Here is an 18,454-nt window from a genome sequence, read left to right on the forward strand (position 1 = left end):
CACCCCTACCTACCTTGACCAAACAACGCCTCGACACCCTTCTTGTAGAACGGCAACTCTGCAACTCTCGCCAGCAGGCCCAGCGGTTGATTCGGGCAGGCGAGGTCATGGTCAATCAACAGGTAGTGGATAAACCTGGAACCGAAATTGAAGAGGTTGCCGAGATTCAGATCAAACACCGATCGCCCTATGTTTCCAGGGGAGGGGAAAAACTTGCCAAAGCTCTACAAGAATTTAATGTGCCAGTGAGCGATCGGGTGTGTCTGGACGGTGGCATTTCGACGGGTGGCTTCACCGATTGTTTGCTGCAAGCCGGGGCAAAGCTGGTATATGGCATTGATGTGGGCTATGGGCAAGTGGCCTGGAGTTTGCGTCAAGATGCACGTTTGATTTTGCGGGAGCGCACAAACTTACGCCATCTCACGCCCGCAGATCTGTATGCAGACAATCGACCGCTGCCTGACCTTGGTGTAGTGGATGTATCGTTTATCTCCCTCACCAAAGTTCTGTTGCCCCTTTGGCATTTGCTGCAACCGCCGCGTGAAGTGATTTTGCTGGTGAAGCCGCAGTTTGAAGTGGGGCGCGAGAAGGTCGGCAAAAAAGGTGTGGTACGTGAAACCCGCGATCAGGCAGAGGCGATCGATCAGGTATTGCAAGCAGCGCAAGCATTGGGTTGGGACTATCACGGCTTAACCTGGTCGCCCTTATTAGGACCAGCCGGTAATATTGAATATTTGCTGTGGTTAAGTGAACCGCAACAGAGTGAGCGCGATCGATCAACGCTTGATATAGCTGCACTGGAGCAACTGACCAAAGCGGCGCAGCAGTCCTTGCGACAGTCCATGACTTAGCTGTCCCCCTACTGTTTCGTGCGCTCAAGCCTGATACAGTGGAATAGCTGTTGTATCACCGAGAGGACCGCCGTTCCACCTATGCAACGACTGTGGGATGTTCTCAATATTGTCATTTTCTTTTTGCTGATTGCGTTTATCGGCAATAGCCTATTTCGGTTGGTGATGTTCTACCTACAGGGTGCTCCAACTCCGTAATAACCAATTAGTAGTCAGAAGCAGAGGAATTTATCATGGCGAACGCCTTTATCCCCGAAATTAGCGATCGGATCTGTAGCCACATGAATGATGATCATGCCGATGCTGTCGCCCTGTATGCCAAGGTGTTTGGCAATGAACCCGACACGATTGCCGCCACAATGCAGAAGATTGATGCCCAGGGGATGGATCTAACTGTGCAAACACCCGATGCCCAGAAATCTGTGCGCATTGCCTTCGATCATGATTTACAAGATGCGGAAGACGCACACCACACATTAATTGCTATGGTGAAGCAAGCAAGGCAGGCTGGCCCCTAAGGAATGGGGGGTATCTTTCTCTTTGTTTGACTGATTGGCTGAACGATGGGCAGGGTAGGGGGTGGAAGCTCTAGGTCCAGCGGAACAGTATAGCGGCTATAAACGACTGTGCCCGGTTCCCAGGGAGCGTACCAATGCAGATCGTGATGAACTAAGTAGGTTTCAGACTGCGCCGACCAGTGGAACTGCACCAAACCAATATTGTTGAGACCCACCACTTCGCGCCCTTCTTGCAGCCAGCGGTTATGCCAAAAGTGCTGCACAAACCAGTGTGTCAAGCGGTGTAGCCAAGTTTGGGGTGGACGAGTTGACAGGCTCGATCGCACCGACACCCTTTGAGCAGGTTGGCGCTTGCTCCATTCGATATGGTATCGCCAATCGGGAAAAGCTTGGGGCAGACGGACTGCGATATCCCAGGCTAAGTTGCCATGAGTACGGTGCAACCGCTGAACATCGGGGAGATGAGCAGGCGGCGGCAGGGGCTTGGTAGAGCGAAAGCCCAGAAACGATCGGACTTTGAGCAATTCTACAGGTTGTGTCCATCCAGCCCAATCCTGCGGTTTTTCTGCCACCAGCGATTTAATTTTTGTGTGTACAATGCGGGTTTTAAGCTCGGCGTTTTTGATAGCGCTGGAGGTTAGTTGCACCAAAACGTGGGGTTTTTCGGATCGATCCGGTTGAATTCGATCTGCCTGTAACAAATCCACCCGATCGTTCTCCAGTTGACGAGACCAATAGTGCAGACACACGGTCGAGCCATAGTGAATATCCCCAGAGAGGACAATAATTCGATCGCGTTGCTCAAACAGGGTATTCAACAGCTTCGAGAAGGCATGCTTATTGATGTTCCAGGCATCTCCCACATCGTTGTGAAAGGTTTTGCCTTGTTTCAGGTTCCATGTTTGTACCCAATCGATCGCTTCCAGGCTCACCAAGTTGGTCGGGGCCACAACCAAAGTAGCTTCTAGCGGAAATTGTTCGGTTTGCCGACGCTGCCTCGACGACTGCATAGTTTGTCGTAACTGGCGATCGAAGGCGGTCGGACTAAGCAACATAGGCGGTGCATTGGTGGGCTGATCGGCAGGATAGCCGCGCCAAGTTCGAGTATCAAGCACTATCGCCTCATAGCGTGGACCTCGCACAACATAGTTCCACTCCAGCGCCTCCTTAGATCGATCGAGAATCAGCACTTGCCCATCCAGGCGAAACAGGGGGATTCCGGTAGCATCGCGATCAGGAATGCCTAAATAGCGCGCAATGTTTGTCTCGGCCGCTTGATCGGTTCCCTCCGAGGCGGCCCAGCGTTGGGCCGCCAGCAGCAATGATTCTCCCCGTGCTCCTGCCTCAAAATCTTCTGGACGGTTGCCCCAGCCTTGAAAGAGCGCATAGGCCAACATGCCGTTTTGCACCGATCGCCGCCCCAAAGACTTACCGAGCACGCGCAAACACCATTCTCGGTTTAAGTACCAGTCATCGGTTACATCATGATCATCGAAGATCATATATGTAGCGATATTGGCCAAGGCCCGCCGCACTTTTCCTAAGGTTTGGGCAAATGTTTCAATAATTTGGCGCTCTTGTTCCCAGGTTTTCGCCGCCTTGGACGATCGACCCACGGCGTTGGCACCAGGAAAATCCGTCCACAGCACCGGCGACCAAGCAAACAAATAGGTGGCACAGTATTCCCCAAATCCGAACAAGTGGCTTTTAGCACATTCGGGTTGATCATACAGTCCGGCGGTGAATCCGCCTATATCTTCGGCAACTTGGCTCCGTTGTCCCGGCAGTAGGTGGCACGGCAGCAGCGGAGCAACCCCGGAGTGCAACGCTGGATCGATCGGCAATGCTTCCTGCCAACCAAGCAGCGTATCGCCAGCATCGGTCAGCGCCATCAATAACGGATCAGCGACTTCATCGCCATAGATCTGATCGCCAGTGAGAAACAGTTGGTGCGGTCTAGTTTGAGCGATCGTGCAGTGTTGCTCTAGTAAGTCATCGAGAATGGGTAGAGCATCCCGCGCCCCACCATGAGCTTTGCGACAAGAGCCATGCACAATCCGCAGATAGTTCAGATCGTCGGGCGGCAGGCAAAAGCTGGGAAGCTGATGGTCAAAATAACTAACCGACATGCGGGGTAGTGCCATAGAATTAAGCGCCTGTGGTAGGCTCCATGGCTCTGACTCCGACGAGTTGCCAACCGTCGATCGCTGAAATTTCAGATCATAGACATACACCTGTCCGGGCGTTAAGCGCTGCTGGGTGGTTCGGGCGGTTACTGCCACTAGATGCAGATGTTGTCCGATGGAAATGGTGGCTCGGCTGCCCTGCATCTGCAACTGGTCGATCGATCGGCCTTCTCCTTCCGTTGCATACACCTCCAGTGTCACATCGCAGGCCTGTCGCAGTGCCACCCACACCGTCACGGCATCTGGCTCGGTTCGTCGCAGAATGGGCCCGGCTAAAATCAGCGGCAGGTGGAATAGGCGATCACTTAGCGGAGTCCAGGACATAACGATATTGTTGATGAAGGAGCAACTTTTAGACGAGAGAACCGTTTAACACCGAGCCGTTCTCAAATGTGATCTAGCTAAGCTAGCATAGAGCGTCGTGGCTTGCATTCAAAGCATTTACATCTATGAAACGTCAACTGCGCCACCTGGTTCGTCTGTCAGGAACGCTGATTTCAGTGTATTACGCCCACATGTTAGAGTATCGGGCCGAGTTATTTTTTTGGGTGTTATCTGGCAGTTTGCCATTTATTTTGATGGGGGTTTGGGTTGAGGCGGCTGAGGGAGGGCAGTTTGGCTTATCGTCGCTTGAGTTTGTACGCTATTTTTTGGCGGTGTTTTTGGTGCGGCAATTTACGATCGTTTGGGTGATTTGGGACTTTGAGCGCGAAGTTGTGGAAGGGAAACTGTCCTTTCGATTGCTGCAACCGCTCGATCCAATTTGGCATCACCTATCTTCTCACTTTGCTGAACGGTTTGCCCGGCTACCATTTTCCTTCGTTTTGGTGGCGCTATTTTTCTGGCTTTACCCGGATGCTTTCTGGTTTCCCAACCTGTCAAGTTTGCTGTTGTTTGTGCTGGTAGTGTTCCTGGCATTTGTGCTGCGATTTGTCACCCAATATGCCTTCTCGATGCTGGCGTTTTGGATGGAACGGGCTAATGCGATCGAATCGTTTTGGTTTTTGCTTTACCTATTTTTGTCAGGCATTGTAGCTCCGCTGGAAATTTTTCCGCCTGCGGTGCGTCAAGTGGTGGAATGGACACCATTTCCCTACATGATTCATTTTCCTGCCAGTCTTTTAGTGGGCTTACCGACCGATTTTTGGCGCAGTTTGATGATTATGCTGGGTTGGATTTTGTTCTTTACCCTTTTAAATCGAGTGTTGTGGCGGCTAGGATTAAAGCGATATTCCGGGATGGGCGCATAACTGCTTGAAAGAGTTGGACATAATAGCGATTTTTGGACAATTGAAGAAACTAACATGCTGTTTAACTCGGTTGAGTTTATTGTTTGGTTTTTGCCAGCAACACTGCTGCTTTTTTTTCAAATTGGCAGATTTGGTTATTATCGTTTAGCCATCGCTTGGTTATTTGCAGCCTCACTAATTTTCTATAGCTGGTGGAATCCCATCAATTTAATTGTTCTCATTGGCTCTATTCTATTTAATTTTGCTATTGGTGCAGGACTTAGTCGATCGCCGCTTCACTCAAGCCTGAAACAAGCTGGATTAGCACTAGGAATTGGATCAAACTTAGCGCTAATCGGATATTTCAAATACGCAAGTTTTCTGGCTGAAACTACTAATGCAGTTCTTCAAACAAATTTTTACTTAGGCGAGATTATTTTACCATTAGGAATCTCGTTTTTTACCTTTCAGCAAATTGCCTATCTAATTGATAGCTATCGTGGCGAAGTGACATCTAGCTATACCTTACTAGATTATTGCTTATTCGTAGCATTTTTCCCTCAACTGATTGCAGGTCCACTCTTGCACCACAAAGAGATTATTTCTCAATTTACTAATAAATCTATCTTTCAAATTCAACCGAATAATTTTGCGATCGGCTTAACCATTTTTGCCATTGGATTATTTAAAAAAATTGTTTTTGCGGATACTGTTGCGGTTTATGCTAACCAAACGTTTGCGACCGTAGCCGATGGTGAATTGTTGACTCTGATTGAAGCTTGGATTGGGGCACTTTCCTATAGCTTACAGCTTTACTTTGATTTTTCTGGCTATTCTGATATGGCGATCGGTCTTGGCAAACTATTTAATTTACAACTACAAATTAACTTTAATTCGCCCTACAAAGCTACTAGCATAATTGACTTTTGGCGGCGCTGGCACATTACTTTATCGAATTACTTACGTGACTATCTCTACATTCCCTTGGGTGGCAGTCGCAAAGGCAACGTTCGCCGCTATATTAACTTAATGATCACAATGGTGCTGTGCGGCTTGTGGCATGGGGCTGGATGGACATTTATTATTTGGGGTGGTCTACAGGGCGTTTATTTGCTAATTAATCATCGGTGGCGATCGCTGCAACCAACCGAGTTAGAGACAGCGCTACAACACCCTCTATGGCGACATACAAGCCATTGGTTGATCACATTTGTTGCCGTTGTTGTAGGGTGGGTAATTTTTCGTGCACCCAATCTGAATATTGCAGTGGAAATGCTGAAGAGTATGGCCTGTTTTAATGGCATCTCTTTACCCGAATCATTTCAATCAGATCTTTTACAGACTTTGGGGTTTCAATTTGAGGGTTGGTTGCCGAATTTGTCGATCGAAATTGAGCAGTTGGATGATGTCAATGAAGTAGAACCTGCAATGATTTTTACAGTGCTAGCCATACAATTCATCGTGGTACGATTTCTGCCCAATACTCAACAGTGGATGAATTATGACGCATCCATATCTGAACAAGTATCTAATATTTCGATTTTTTTTCAACAGCAATTTCAAAAAACATGGCACTGGCAACCAACTCAATTTTGGGCAATTGTTACGGCTCTAATGACGGCAACTGCATTGCTGAATCTCGCTAAAGTCAGCGAGTTTTTATATTTTGAATTTTGAGTTTTTTGATGAAGCGCCGCAAACATTAGCGGAGGTATAGCTTGGTTACTTCCTACTTAAAAACCTACTTTAAAGTGCTCATTTTAATTCTACTCACGGTTGGATTAATCAATCTCGCTATCGATCCGTTATGGTATGGACAGGGCAATCGCTTAACCGGTATTAATCCACCCTGGAACGAACGCATTTCCAAAACAAATTTACTGTTACAGCAGCCACCCTCAACTTGGAATTGCTTAATTTTTGGTACATCCCGAACCACCCTTTTGGATGTCAATGACTTTAAAACCGATCGCTGTTTCAATTATTCATTTAGTGGTGCCAAAGCTGAAGAACTAGTCACCTATGCCACGTATGCCAAACAAAAGGGAATTCAACCGCGAACTGTCTATGTAGAAATTGAGCCAGATGAATTAAGCCAAAAACGTAAACCTAAAGATTTTCCAGCCATTACTGATCCAATTCCTCGCTACAAGGCGTATTTCTTTTCCTTTGATAGTTTGTGGTTGTCCATTAAAACACTGATACGGGGCTATGACTTTGCTCGGTTGTACGATCGTATGTTTCAGGTTCATGTATCAGAAAACGCGCCAAAATATGAACCCAAGCTGTTAAAAGATGATGAACGAAAGCAATGCGATTTGTCGCGAATTCGCTTCTATGAATCTTTAAAGACAATCTTTCCTGATGCTCGATTTGTGGGGTTTGTAGCTCCAGTTTCCGGTTGGTACATTTTTAACAAAAGCTATTCATCAGGGTTGATGAAGTGTCAACTAGCGGGAATTCATCGGCTTAGCTCCGTCTTTGATGTAGTGTATGACTTTGCCATACCCTCGGCACTAACCACCCGAACTGATAACACCTATGACGGTAATCACTATTACCCCGAAGTGTTTGATCAACTGGCATTGGTGTTGCAACAACCCTCACAATGGCAACTATCACACCCTGACAACAAGACGGTTGGAATTGTGGTTAATCAGTACAATGTGACCGACTATCAGCAGCTTTATGCAGCGCGACTACGCAACTTTTTGGTGCAAATTGGTGAAGCAGAATATTGGCAAGGTTAAAGTGGGAGGATTGACTACACGCCCAAAAACTCAAAGAAACCGTCGTCTAGCTCATAGCCCAACATCTGGGTCATAAATTTGAGTTGGCTGTAACGAAGGTTCCCTTGCTGTTTCATCCAGTCCATCAACACAAATACCTTGTGCATCATGAAAATTTCCAGCGCCTCTGGGTTGAATTGAATGCCTTCCGGGCTAAATTGATGGGGAACTAACATGGCGGCGTAGCGGGCTAACTCGCCGGACTCCCAGTTCAGTAAGATTGGTAGCCAGGGATAGCGAGCATCAAGGCGCACAAACCACAGACGAATTTCAGGAATTTCGGAAAGCTCTCGCGGATCGGTAGCATCGCGAGGATAATCTAGCTCGAAGCGAATTTCTTGTTCGTGAGTGGCGATCGATCCGGCTTGTTGCCATTCATTCAAAATTGTTTCGACGGGCGAAAGATCCAGCGTATTCAATTGATCGGCATTGAGTGTAATGGTGGTTGTCATCCAGACTCTCTAACTTCCTTCGTGGGCAAGCTTCTGGTGGCGGCTTTTCCAATCTTACCGGACGCTTGAACTGGATATCTAGAACAATCGCTTGAAGAATAACTGAAGGCGAGGCGTGGAAGGGGTGGAACGAAGGAGCAAGTCCTAGCTAGACCGAAAGAGGATTAATTAGCATCAATTCAGCGTTCGATCGTTTTGGCTGCGCCTTTTCCTAATATATATTTCTTATATCACTCAACTTTAATCTAAGCTTACATTCTGATTAACACCGTGTCGTTCTAAGGCTGATAATCTGTTCACGTCTTCACCTCGAATCAGCTAGTTTTTACCTGGTCGGCAAGAACTCAACCTAGACCGAATTGCATTCGTCAACATTCACGTTGCAGCACCGTGTGGGCTGACGGATGCCGCAAGATTTTGTGGGATTGCGGGAGCTTCGTTGTGTGGGCGATCGGGTTAATGAGTGAGCAGAGCGGGAACCGTGATTCCGTAAATTAAGTAGGTTCAGTGCTACAGATGGCTGCTTTGTTAGGAGATCAGTCCGCTACATGGGCTGAGGGTTACCGATTGTCTTGCAAGCACTCACTGATTCAGATTGTGCTAGTCATCTGGCTGAACTGCCCGATTGCGTCTTGACCAGTTAACTCGCAGACGAGGCGCTATATCTGTCATAGGAGGATAGAATTTCATGAATGTGCGTTCCAATGGGGAACGAACCTGGCACTGGTTGAAAACCACCAGGTTTCTGTGTCTACTCATTTGTTGTATCTTCTATATCTATTGTGTTGTTCCGATTTCAGCAGTTTGGGCCCAACCAGGTCAAACCCGATCGCCCGACGATCCATTGACGTTAGGAGCGGTGAACCCTGCTCCCGTGAGAATTTGGCCTGTCAATAACACCACTCTGATTACTGGACAACGATTTGACCTGCGAGTAGAAACTACGATTCCTGCCGAGCAACCACCAATGCTGCAATCCCTGACGATTAATGGGGAAGATGTTACCCGCACCTTTCAACAGGGTATCGAGGCAGAAATGGCGATGGCCGGAGGCGAACTGGAAGTAGGAATGCCGCCCGCCGATTCTGGTTTTTTGGGTCAAACATTACGAAACTATTCGTTTGACCAACCGGGAAATTATGAAGTATCGGCGATCGTCACATTGGATGGCGAACCAATTACCGTGACGAATACCTATCGCGTTCAAAATTTTCAACCCGCCGATGGGTTAAACAAAATCATCTTGATGATGGGCGATGGCATGGGAACCCCGTTGCGCACTGGGGCCCGCATCATGGAATATGGCATTCAGGATGGACAACCTGCCGGACATTTGCAGATTGAGCAAATGCCAGAATTGGCGCTGGTATCAACGCATTCGCTCAACAGTTTGATTCCCGATTCTGCCAACACCGCTGCGGCTTGGGTATCTGGAGCAAAAACCATCAACAATGCCCTCAATGCCTTTCCTGATAACACACCCGATAATCCACTTGATAATCCCCGTGTTGAAACGTTGCCGCAATACATGAAGCGCAACTATAACTGGGGCATTGGTATGGTGACGACTGCCTTCCTTACTGATGCCACACCATCGTCCTTTGCGTCCAATATTCGCCACCGCAACCAGTATGAGTCGATCGCCCAGCAGTATTTCGACTTCTACGATGATGCGTTCTATCAACCCGCCACTGGCTACCAAAGCCTGGCCGAACTGACGCAACCCGTAGACGTATTGTTGGGTCCAGGAGCACGTCACTTCATTGGCGATGAAGGTCTGAGCGAACAGCAGTTCAAAGATGGCAGCGTGCGGCGCGATAACCAGGATTTGATTACCGTCGCTAAAGAGCAGGGCTATACCTTCGTAACCGATCTGCAAACCATGAATGCGGCTCCCAACGATCGCCCAATTTTTGGGTTATTTCTTGGGGATTTTCGCCCCGATGCAGCATTGGGACCACAAAATATTCCCTCAGCACTGGACTTGTTGGTGTCTCGCGGACAGGCAACGATTCGCGGTCGTGGAGCGGCCGATCTAAATCCACCGATTCCGCCAGAGTTCGCCACAATTCCTATGCTTGAAGAAATGACGGCTAAGGGTATTACGGTACTAAACACACTGTATCCCAATGGTTGGATGCTGCAAGTCGAATCGTCGCAGTCGGACAAGCTAGCTCATCCCCTCGACCCCGATCGTACTCTGTACGAAGTGCTGACGTTGGATCAATCGGTGGGAGTGGCACGGGCGTTTGCGGCTCAAGAGGGTACGACGCTGATTTTGGTGACGGCTGATCATGCTCAAGGGCAAACGGTTGGCGGCACCGTTGATACGCTAGCTATTCAAGAAGGACGAATTGATTTGCAAGAGGCGATGCGATCGTTCACAGATGCAGGGTTTAGCGACTACCGTGATCTGGATGCCAACGGCTACCCTGATGAGTCTGATCCGCCCAATAAACTAGTGCTAGGAATTTCAGCACGACCTGCCTTCCGCACAGATTTTCTCACCGATGATATTAATCTCGATCCGGCCTTGGAAGAAGACGGGTCTACGCCCAACCCAGCCCGCAATCCCGATGGGTTACTGCTGACCGCTGACCTAGAGCGATCGACCACGGTAGCAAATCACACTGCCGATGATGTGCCCCTTGCAGCCGAAGGACCCGGTAGCTCTTTGTTCAATGGCGTGATTGATAACATCGAAATATTTCAGCGTATGGCAGCCGCCATCAGTGGCGTTCGTGAGCGAGGACAACTAGCCGCCTTGATACCCAGCGATCGACCGTCTGTACTAGCTCAACAGACGCATCCGGCTAGTACGCATCGCACAGCTTACCACAGCTAATTGGAGAGGGAATCATGCTTAATCTCAATCGAGCCATGCGTAACCGTCAAACTCAGTGGCTGCTCCTAGCGGCTACCATTCTAGTCATGACGATCGCCCTACTGCTAGCGCGTCCAGTCCTTCATTTGTGGCAAAAACCACACGGCACCAGTTTACTCTACGGCAAAGTGTCCGATACACGCCACTGGTATGATACCCACGGGCATAACCTGATTACTCATGCCAAAGTCACAATTAACTCGCTGCCACCGCAGACTACCTACACCGACGACAGCGGGCAATTTTGGTTCAAAGGACTGCGGAATATCAACTACCAAATTGCGATTGAAAATCCCTCGGAAAACAATCGGCAATATACCTTTGTCACTCGTGTAGCTGGACGCACCGGACGCTTCTATGATCTCGCCTCAGACGAGAAACACAATCTCAAGGAAATGGATTACTAAGCTTCGGCTAGATGGGTAGGTAAGTCATCAGAAAGCTCCTAGGTTTATAGAGTGTTGCTGAATAGGAGTATAAATTTGCTACCTACCCAGAATTGAGAAACTCCTGACAGCCCCAAAGTCCTCCAGTATTAGGGGATACTGGGGCTGCTAGAACTATCAACACAAAGCCTGAGGTCGCACAAACTTATAACGTGCGGCTACTTAAACATGCTGAGAGCGCCTCACGTTCAAAGCTTGATTTTTTTGATTGTGCCTTGATTGTGCCCTGGACTGATGTCTGGATAGTGCCTGGATAGCAATCTGGCCTAGTGGCTATTGACTAACGTCAGTAACTTTAGCAAGGCATCTTTTGAAGGTTTCACGTCCAGATAGGTCTTAAGCCGATGAGCTACACTCACGCCGTTAATTTCCACATCAACAGCGCCGTTGATGTCCATAATGATGTTGACCAATTTGATGAGCAGTCGCTGGTTGGGAATCTGTCCAACTAGCACCACAACGGCACCCCGCTGATTGATACGCAAGCCACGAATTTCGCTTGGCTCGAAGTTTTGGCTTAATGCTAACGACACTCGTTTCACTAAGCCTTTGTGATCATACTCCCCGAAAAGCCCCACCCGCTCAGGCGGAATGGTTTTGAATAATGGTGTAAAGGTAGACTGACCCATCGATCGCCCTTCTGATTTACATAAAGCAGCACTTACCGAGCGTATATGCACCCTGTCAAACCACTTTTGTCGAATGGTACAGTTTTCTTAGCTTTGATCGACCGCGTTCATTGCACCCATGAATCACAAATTGATCTTGAATCGACTGCACCTTAAGATTCAGTAAATGTTTGTGAAACCTCTATAAAGATACAAACACTCTACCACACAAATCTGTCATCAATACTACACAAGCGTATCAATACAGAGAATCTTGCTTGAGTATACGGAGGTGTCCCCTAGCACGGATCACAGGGTAAAAAATTTCCGAAACTTAGACAGAAGGTAAGTTCTAGAGCAAATATTTGTAAAGACAAAGGAGGTTAAAGCGAATGACAATCTAGTCATTTTCGCGATTAATTTGTGTTTCTTTATACTCAGTATAGCTGGTCAATCGTTTAATAAAGCAGACAGTGCTTTGCTTTTAAGAGAAAAATGGTTGTGATTATTGATTGGTTTAACTAGCTTAAACGCCAAGACGATTGCTAGGCATGAATGGTTCCATCGGGCATTATAACCCCAGCCAATTTAGCCCCTGTTAGCTTGACCATGAGTCGATTCGATACTCCAATGCGTGCTCCTTTCAAATTGGCGCCGCTCAGGTCTGCCCCGCTCAAATCTGCGCCAATCAAATTTGCTCCTTGCAGATTGGCTCGTCTTAAATCTGCTTCTAGCAAGTTGGCTCTAAACAGATTCGCTCCTTGCAGGTTGGCTTCTGCCAAGTTGACTCGATGCAAAAACGCATCGCTCAGATTGGCGTTGCTCAAGTTGGCCTGACTCAGGTTACGACAGGAAAGATCTTTTTCCCGCAAATCGGCTCCTGTAAAATCACTGCCGCTGAGGTCTTTGTCCTTGCGAGCGAAATTTGCCGATCGTGACCCAGATGCCGCGTAGGTTGATGGTTGCGAAGACGGTTGATAAACTCGGCTTTGTGCTGATGAAGATGAAGAAGCAGGAGAATAGGGAGTCTGAGGAGGTTGACTTCGCGAATAGGATGGGCGCGGCGGTGGTTGATAGTAGTGGTAACGGGGCGGAACGGTCTGCGCTGAACGTGGATAGGGCGAATGGGGATAAGGAGAACGAGGTTGATACGCGGATGAGTTAGTCGCTGAAGAGTCGGATGAGGGCGCAGAGGTTTTACGAGCAACATGATGCGATCGCAACTGATCGCGGGCTTGGTTAAATTCTTTCAGCTTGGCATGGGCTTTCTCTTGCAATCGAGGATTATCTTTGGGAAGGCGATCGGGATGCCAAACAAACACTAGGTCCTTATAGGCCTGATTCACCTCCTCTAGGGAAGCCCCCGGTTCCAGCCCTAATACTCGGTAATACCGCTCTAGATCGCTCATCGACGCAATTAGATTGTTAGACAATTACATCTACACCATGAAAGGATGGAATTAACGTGAAATTGTTCGAGTTGGCTGGATACCAGCTAGAGAAACTTCCAGCGAAAGAGAAGGTTTCCTCGACAGCAATAAAGGATATTTTTTATTCTACAAAGCCAGTTGCGGAAGCGATAGATGGGTTAATCTTCCAAGTAACAGCAATTGTCCCCTATGTTACCTGCGAATGCCCTAGTTAGCGTCTCGATTACCGTGTGTAGGAGTTGTAGAAATGATTAAGAATGTTGAGATTTTGTCTGATAAAGCGGCTTTGGTACAGCGATCGCTCGAGTTGGTGCTAGCTAAGATGGAAGCCGCGATCCGCGATCGGGGTCAGTTCACCCTAGCCCTATCAGGCGGCAGCACGCCCAAACCGTTGTATGAAGCTTTAGCAACTCAAGCATGTCCCTGGGACAAACTCCACATCTTCTGGGGGGATGAGCGTTATGTTCCGCCGGATCATCCCGACAGTAACGAAGGGATGGCTCGCAAAGCCTGGTTAAATCGAGTACCCATTCCAGCCACTAATATTCACCCCATGCCCACCGATGCGTCTGATCCAGCCGAGGCAGCCCAACGCTATGAGCAAGACCTACAGCGAATCTTTCAACTTCAGCCTGGTGAAATTCCAGCCCTAGATGTGATTTTGTTGGGCATGGGCGATGATGGGCACACGGCGTCGCTTTTTCCGCACACCGACGCTCTGCAAGTCCACGATCGACTCATTACTGTGGGCAATAAAGACGGTCAGCCGCGAATTACATTTACAGCCCCTTTAATCAATCAAGCTCGTTGTGTCATCTTTATGGTGTCTGGTGTCAGTAAACAAGCGGCGCTGTCGCAAATTTTTGCTTCTACAGCCGATGATGCTGCCTATCCTGCCCGTATGATCCAGCCAGTAGGAGAACTCTGGTGGTTGCTAGATCAAGCAGCAGGGGAAAATCTTGCAGTCGCATCTTAAAGCAACGCTTTCAAAACAGGACTTCAAACCAGGTTTATTGAGAAATGAAACGGAGCAGATCTGTAGAAATACGTAAAGCAATGACCAAACATTCACCGTCAGTCGTAATGATCGTAAGAGGGTGTTAAATCCCTGAGCCTTAACTTCCCACAATAGGTATGATGGGGGACAAGGATCTTTAACTTGTATCGCGCATTTTGATTAGCGATCTAAAGCTAGGTAGATTCAAGCGCTGACCATTCTAACTCTGAGACATTAAGGAATTAGTGGCAATTCTGGAGAGCTTTGCATGACCGTTTGTCCCAATTGCAATCACCATAACCCAGACGAAGCAGTTCATTGCGAGGCTTGTTTTACGCCTCTGCCACAGGAAATGCACTGTCCTAGCTGTGGTGCCATGGTACAGTCTGATGCGAGTTTTTGTGGGCAATGTGGTTTTCATTTGCAGGATGCCACCCAAAGCAATGCTGTGCCGTTGCCTCCTACTGTAGCCGTATCTCCAGATAAAGCTCCTCCTACTGTTCCCATTCAGCCACCAGAAAGTTTACTTGAAAATACGGTTTATTCAAGCAGTTCAACGTCTTCCAGTTCCCCGTTGCCTTCAACTGTTACAGCCCCCAGAAGTTCACCCTCTGGTGAAGAGGGTGCAACCGTGTCTGCACTACCACCCATCCTTGCGGCACCTGTTCCTAATTTGTCACCCGATCTTCCCCAATTGCCCCCCGAACCGATCGTAGAACCTGATCCACTCGCTGCTGAAATAGAGATGTCGTCTAATTCTGAAATTAATTATTCTTCGTCAATTCCGCCCCAAGAAACTGGTGGAATTGATACGTCTAAACCTTCTTTGCCCCACGAAGCTGCATCTCAGCCTCCTAACTCACCCCCTTCAACGGTTTCACCTCCGACGGTCGCCCAAGCTCCAATTTCCTCCGCCCCATCTCAAACGATTCTGCAAACGCAGGTAGCACGGTTGCTGCATGTTCAAACAAATACGCCTGTAGAATTGCCGTCGAATTTAACAGTTGTTCATATCGGTAAGCCAAACGATCGGGTTCCACCAGATGTTGATGTGTCTGGGTTCCCAAGTTCCGAAATTGTCTCCCGTGTCCATGCTGATATCCGTATTGAAGGAGACTCCTACTTCATTGAAGATGTGGGTAGTGCTAATGGGACATACATCAATAATTTGCCACTACCGTCAGGCAATCGCCATCGCTTACGTCCTGGCGATCGAATTGCGCTAGGGAAAGGAGATAAAGTTACGTTTTTGTTTCAACTTTCCTAATTGCGCCTGATCTTCATAAGCTACGTGAATGCCTCAGTTTTATTACTGTCTTCATAAGTTATATAGATAAATCAGACTGATAATTCATACCTAAAGTCTATCGGCCTAGGCTCTTGATTAGGCTCATTTGATCTAGACGTAGTTTTTCGCGTGATTACTTTAACCCTCTTGCATCCGCTCAAGCAGATTCCAATCCAAGTTTGGACTTTTCCAGATGAATCGAAGATTCGGATTGGTCGGTCTACTGACAACCAAGTGGTTCTCTACAGTGCTGTTGTATCTCGCCATCATGTTGAGCTACATCGTGTTGGTAATCAATGGGAAGTCGTGAACTTGGGTACAAATGGTACTTACATTGATGGCAGGCGCATCACTCAAGAACCGGTAACTGATGGGGTGATTATTCGCTTGGCGCGATCGGGACCTAATATTCAAATTCGTATCGGTGATGCGGTTTTGGAAGAATTACAAGACACGGTGAGCGCGCTTCGATCGTTGCCCACTCGGTCTGACCTTCCCCTAATTACTACGGAAATCACTCAACAAGCTCCCGAGGAAGATGACGTTGAGTAGAATTAACTAACTCAGATGAGGCATTGGTGCCACTCAAATTATGGAGTTAGGCAATTCTCTTGATAGACCGTCCTAGACTCGATGCAATCGACCGAGGGTTAGTGCTTTCTATATGGGAATCATCCGCGTGAGAGTTCTAGGAGTTGGCTTCTACCTTTATGCTGAGAAGTAGAACACTCTTCATTTAACCAGCCTGGCAATCCTCCAACCATCATGCAAATTTACTTGGACTACAGTGCCACCACTCCTGTGCGTGCCGAAGCAATGGCTTTGATGCAGCAGGTGATGACCGAACAATGGGGCAATCCTTCCAGCTTACATCAATGGGGACAGCGGGCCGCGACTGTTCTAGAAACCGCTCGGGAACAGGTGGCAGAGTTACTTCAAGCTGTGCCAGACTCGATCGTATTTACATCAGGTGGAACCGAATCCAATAATCTCGCGATTTGGGGCATTGCCCAGCAGTACACGATTCCGCAACATTTGATTATTTCCAGCGTGGAACATTCGGCAATCTCTGAACCTGTTCGCTTGCTAGAAAAGTGGGGCTGGCAAGTCACACGCTTGCCAGTGGATGCACATGGGCGAGTCGATCCGAATGATTTACAAGCTGCATTGCGCCGAAATACTGTTTTGGTTTCAATTATCTATGGTCAAAGCGAAGTTGGGACGCTACAACCGATCGAAACGCTAGGACAAATTGTTCGTGATCACGGGGCATTGTTTCACACCGACGCGGTGCAAGTGGCTGGACGCATTCCCATTAACCTTCAGCAGCTACCCGTTGATTTGCTTTCGGTTTCTAGTCATAAGTTATATGGACCGCAAGGCGCTGGGGCACTTTATGTTAGACCGGGTGTAGAACTGCATCCGCTATTGAAGGGGGGGGGACAAGAGTTTAAGCTGCGATCGGGAACCCAAGCCGTTCCTCTCATAGCCGGGTTTGGACAGGCCGCAGTATTAGCGGCTCAAGAGATGATCAGCGAAATACCACGGTTGATACGATTGCGCGATCGCCTCTTTGATCGATTAGCCGATGTACCGATTCTGGTACCAACGGGCGATCGATTGCATCGGTTGCCTCATCATGTCAGTTTTCATCTCAGCCATGCCGACAGCGAAACGTTGAGTGGTCAAACGATCGTGCGGCAGATGAATCTAGCTGGGATTGGAATTAGCTCTGGGTCAGCATGTCACAGCGGCAAACTGGTTCCCAGTCCGGTATTGTTGGCAATGGGTCTAAGCGATCGGCTAGCTAAGACTGGAATTCGATTAACCCTAGGACGCCATACCACGGATGCCGATATCGATTGGACAGCAATGGTACTAAAGCAAGTCTTAAAACGCCTAGCCTCAGAACCCCTGTTGTCCTCAACAAGCCGATGAAGGATTTACATTTGATAACATTTGATACTCTGTTTGATCTTCTTGATGTTCATCTAGGATGTAATCTCTAGGAATGCACTTATCCTGCTTCTACAGCTTCCACGATGGGTCAATGTACCTCCGAACCAAGCTGATTCCCAGGACTTCTAAGGAACTCCAGCGGGGAACAGCCGGTAGGTTTAGGGTTGGCAACTCCCACAGCCCCATTGATTTATCAGGGTTCGCTCCAGTATCGTCACTCGGATCGGGCAGCAATAGCAGAGGGTTGGCTAGGTTGAACGGTGGTTGGCAGAGGTTGAGCGGCTTCCAAGACCCAGTAGGAGCATCTCGATTGATGGAAGTGCCAGGATAGGTTGTTGTTAGCAGATAGCGAGAACCGCTTTGCTGAAACTGGTGGAGAGCGCGGCAAGCGTCTTGCCAAGATAGGTGAACCAAGCAATCACGACTGATGATCAAATCAACCGAGGGCAATGGATCTTGAGTGATATCTCCTACGCGGAACTGGACGGCTGGAGACGCATAGCGCTGTTGGTTGCCCTCGATCAACTCTGGCACGATATCCATGCCCGTATAAGTAATTCCCTGACGCGGTACGTGCTGCATCCAATTGAAATCACCACAGGGTGCATCTAATATCGATGTAACTTCAAGTTGCTGAAATAGGTCTGGCAGAGCGGCTCGCAGTGCGGCCGTACAAGCCAATTCAGAGCCACGCCCAGACACCGATTCTTGACTCTGCCACAGATTAACTCGACGAATGTGATCGAAGACTCGTTGCATGTCAATTTGCGCGTTAACACCTAGACTTGAAGGATCTCCATCATTGTTGCATGATCAG

General features: G+C 48.2%; 16 protein-coding genes. 11 read left to right on the forward strand and 5 right to left on the reverse strand.

Annotation, left to right across the window (positions count from 1 at the left end; translation table 11 throughout):
* Positions 1-14: 14 nt before the first annotated feature.
* Together OXH18_RS03390 and OXH18_RS03395 are read left to right on the forward strand one after the other, a co-directional pair.
* Complete coding sequence (locus tag OXH18_RS03390) at positions 15-851, forward strand: TlyA family RNA methyltransferase (protein ID WP_268611013.1); 837 nt, start codon at positions 15-17, stop codon at positions 849-851.
* 233 nt (positions 852-1,084) lie between these two features.
* Positions 1,085-1,369 (forward strand): DUF2470 domain-containing protein, encoded by a 285-nt coding sequence (locus OXH18_RS03395; protein WP_268611014.1) that lies wholly within the window; start codon positions 1,085-1,087, stop codon positions 1,367-1,369.
* Here the strand turns inward: OXH18_RS03395 and OXH18_RS03400 are convergent.
* Positions 1,366-3,879 carry a metallophosphoesterase family protein gene (locus tag OXH18_RS03400; RefSeq protein ID WP_268611015.1) on the reverse strand — a complete coding sequence of 838 codons (2,514 nt, stop codon included), beginning with the start codon at positions 3,877-3,879 and terminating at the stop codon, positions 1,366-1,368. The two genes, OXH18_RS03395 and OXH18_RS03400, sit on opposite strands and share 4 nt — an antisense overlap.
* A 125-nt stretch (positions 3,880-4,004) precedes the next feature.
* Here OXH18_RS03400 and OXH18_RS03405 point away from each other — a divergent pair, with 125 nt between their 5' ends.
* Genes OXH18_RS03405 through OXH18_RS03415 form a run of 3 tightly spaced genes read left to right on the forward strand, consistent with a single transcriptional unit; the run spans position 4,005 to position 7,534 of the window.
* Positions 4,005-4,805 carry an ABC transporter permease gene (locus OXH18_RS03405; protein ID WP_268611016.1) on the forward strand — a complete coding sequence of 267 codons (801 nt, stop codon included), beginning with the start codon at positions 4,005-4,007 and terminating at the stop codon, positions 4,803-4,805.
* 54 nt (positions 4,806-4,859) lie between these two features.
* Positions 4,860-6,461, forward strand: coding sequence for an MBOAT family O-acyltransferase (locus tag OXH18_RS03410; RefSeq protein WP_268611017.1), 1,602 nt, complete (start codon positions 4,860-4,862; stop codon positions 6,459-6,461).
* Positions 6,462-6,502: 41 nt separating this feature from the next.
* Complete coding sequence (locus OXH18_RS03415; protein WP_268611018.1) at positions 6,503-7,534, forward strand: hypothetical protein; 1,032 nt, start codon at positions 6,503-6,505, stop codon at positions 7,532-7,534.
* 14 nt (positions 7,535-7,548) lie between these two features.
* On the opposite strand, the gene OXH18_RS03420 is transcribed toward OXH18_RS03415, so the two are convergent.
* On the reverse strand, positions 7,549-8,025 hold the full coding sequence (locus OXH18_RS03420; RefSeq protein WP_268611019.1) for a CRR6 family NdhI maturation factor: 477 nt from the start codon (positions 8,023-8,025) through the stop codon (positions 7,549-7,551).
* A gap of 688 nt (positions 8,026-8,713) precedes the next feature.
* On the opposite strand from OXH18_RS03420, the gene OXH18_RS03425 reads away from it, so the two are divergent.
* Both OXH18_RS03425 and OXH18_RS03430 read left to right on the forward strand, forming a co-directional pair.
* Entirely contained in the window at positions 8,714-10,870 is a 2,157-nt protein-coding gene (locus tag OXH18_RS03425; protein WP_268611020.1) for an alkaline phosphatase, read from the forward strand.
* Positions 10,871-10,884: 14 nt separating this feature from the next.
* Complete coding sequence (locus OXH18_RS03430; protein ID WP_268611021.1) at positions 10,885-11,316, forward strand: carboxypeptidase-like regulatory domain-containing protein; 432 nt, start codon at positions 10,885-10,887, stop codon at positions 11,314-11,316.
* Between the two features lie 305 nt (positions 11,317-11,621).
* On the opposite strand, the gene OXH18_RS03435 is transcribed toward OXH18_RS03430, so the two are convergent.
* Both OXH18_RS03435 and OXH18_RS03440 read right to left on the reverse strand, forming a co-directional pair.
* Positions 11,622-12,035, reverse strand: coding sequence for a hypothetical protein (locus OXH18_RS03435; RefSeq protein WP_268611022.1), 414 nt, complete (start codon positions 12,033-12,035; stop codon positions 11,622-11,624).
* A 473-nt stretch (positions 12,036-12,508) separates the two neighbouring features.
* Positions 12,509-13,372, reverse strand: coding sequence for a pentapeptide repeat-containing protein (locus OXH18_RS03440; protein ID WP_315874662.1), 864 nt, complete (start codon positions 13,370-13,372; stop codon positions 12,509-12,511).
* A gap of 268 nt (positions 13,373-13,640) precedes the next feature.
* Here OXH18_RS03440 and pgl point away from each other — a divergent pair, with 268 nt between their 5' ends.
* From pgl to OXH18_RS03460, 4 genes are all read left to right on the forward strand, one after another.
* A complete protein-coding gene (gene pgl, locus OXH18_RS03445; RefSeq protein WP_268611024.1) occupies positions 13,641-14,369 on the forward strand; it encodes a 6-phosphogluconolactonase in 729 nt (242 codons plus the stop codon).
* A 289-nt stretch (positions 14,370-14,658) separates the two neighbouring features.
* Positions 14,659-15,657 carry an FHA domain-containing protein gene (locus tag OXH18_RS03450; protein WP_268611025.1) on the forward strand — a complete coding sequence of 333 codons (999 nt, stop codon included), beginning with the start codon at positions 14,659-14,661 and terminating at the stop codon, positions 15,655-15,657.
* A gap of 150 nt (positions 15,658-15,807) precedes the next feature.
* Positions 15,808-16,230: an FHA domain-containing protein gene (locus OXH18_RS03455; protein WP_268611026.1), complete on the forward strand. Its 423-nt coding sequence runs from the start codon at positions 15,808-15,810 to the stop codon at positions 16,228-16,230.
* A 213-nt stretch (positions 16,231-16,443) separates the two neighbouring features.
* Complete coding sequence (locus OXH18_RS03460; protein WP_268611027.1) at positions 16,444-17,616, forward strand: cysteine desulfurase family protein; 1,173 nt, start codon at positions 16,444-16,446, stop codon at positions 17,614-17,616.
* Between the two features lie 90 nt (positions 17,617-17,706).
* On the opposite strand, the gene OXH18_RS03465 is transcribed toward OXH18_RS03460, so the two are convergent.
* Positions 17,707-18,396 carry a class I SAM-dependent methyltransferase gene (locus tag OXH18_RS03465; RefSeq protein WP_268611028.1) on the reverse strand — a complete coding sequence of 230 codons (690 nt, stop codon included), beginning with the start codon at positions 18,394-18,396 and terminating at the stop codon, positions 17,707-17,709.
* Positions 18,397-18,454: the final 58 nt, after the last annotated feature.

This window comes from Thermocoleostomius sinensis A174 (genome assembly GCF_026802175.1).
In the GTDB taxonomy this organism is placed as follows: Bacteria; Cyanobacteriota; Cyanobacteriia; order Elainellales; family Elainellaceae; genus Thermocoleostomius; species Thermocoleostomius sinensis.

Coding starts and splice junctions, on each gene's coding strand:
- OXH18_RS03395 (WP_268611014.1), top strand. CDS start 1,085: ATGGCGAACGCCTTTATCCCCGAAATTAGCGATCGGATCTGTAGCCAC.
- OXH18_RS03400 (WP_268611015.1), bottom strand. CDS start 3,879: ATGTCCTGGACTCCGCTAAGTGATCGCCTATTCCACCTGCCGCTGATT.
- OXH18_RS03405 (WP_268611016.1), top strand. CDS start 4,005: ATGAAACGTCAACTGCGCCACCTGGTTCGTCTGTCAGGAACGCTGATT.
- OXH18_RS03410 (WP_268611017.1), top strand. CDS start 4,860: ATGCTGTTTAACTCGGTTGAGTTTATTGTTTGGTTTTTGCCAGCAACA.
- OXH18_RS03420 (WP_268611019.1), bottom strand. CDS start 8,025: ATGACAACCACCATTACACTCAATGCCGATCAATTGAATACGCTGGAT.
- OXH18_RS03425 (WP_268611020.1), top strand. CDS start 8,714: ATGAATGTGCGTTCCAATGGGGAACGAACCTGGCACTGGTTGAAAACC.
- OXH18_RS03430 (WP_268611021.1), top strand. CDS start 10,885: ATGCTTAATCTCAATCGAGCCATGCGTAACCGTCAAACTCAGTGGCTG.
- OXH18_RS03440 (WP_315874662.1), bottom strand. CDS start 13,372: ATGAGCGATCTAGAGCGGTATTACCGAGTATTAGGGCTGGAACCGGGG.
- pgl (WP_268611024.1), top strand. CDS start 13,641: ATGATTAAGAATGTTGAGATTTTGTCTGATAAAGCGGCTTTGGTACAG.
- OXH18_RS03450 (WP_268611025.1), top strand. CDS start 14,659: ATGACCGTTTGTCCCAATTGCAATCACCATAACCCAGACGAAGCAGTT.
- OXH18_RS03460 (WP_268611027.1), top strand. CDS start 16,444: ATGCAAATTTACTTGGACTACAGTGCCACCACTCCTGTGCGTGCCGAA.
- OXH18_RS03465 (WP_268611028.1), bottom strand. CDS start 18,396: ATGCAACGAGTCTTCGATCACATTCGTCGAGTTAATCTGTGGCAGAGT.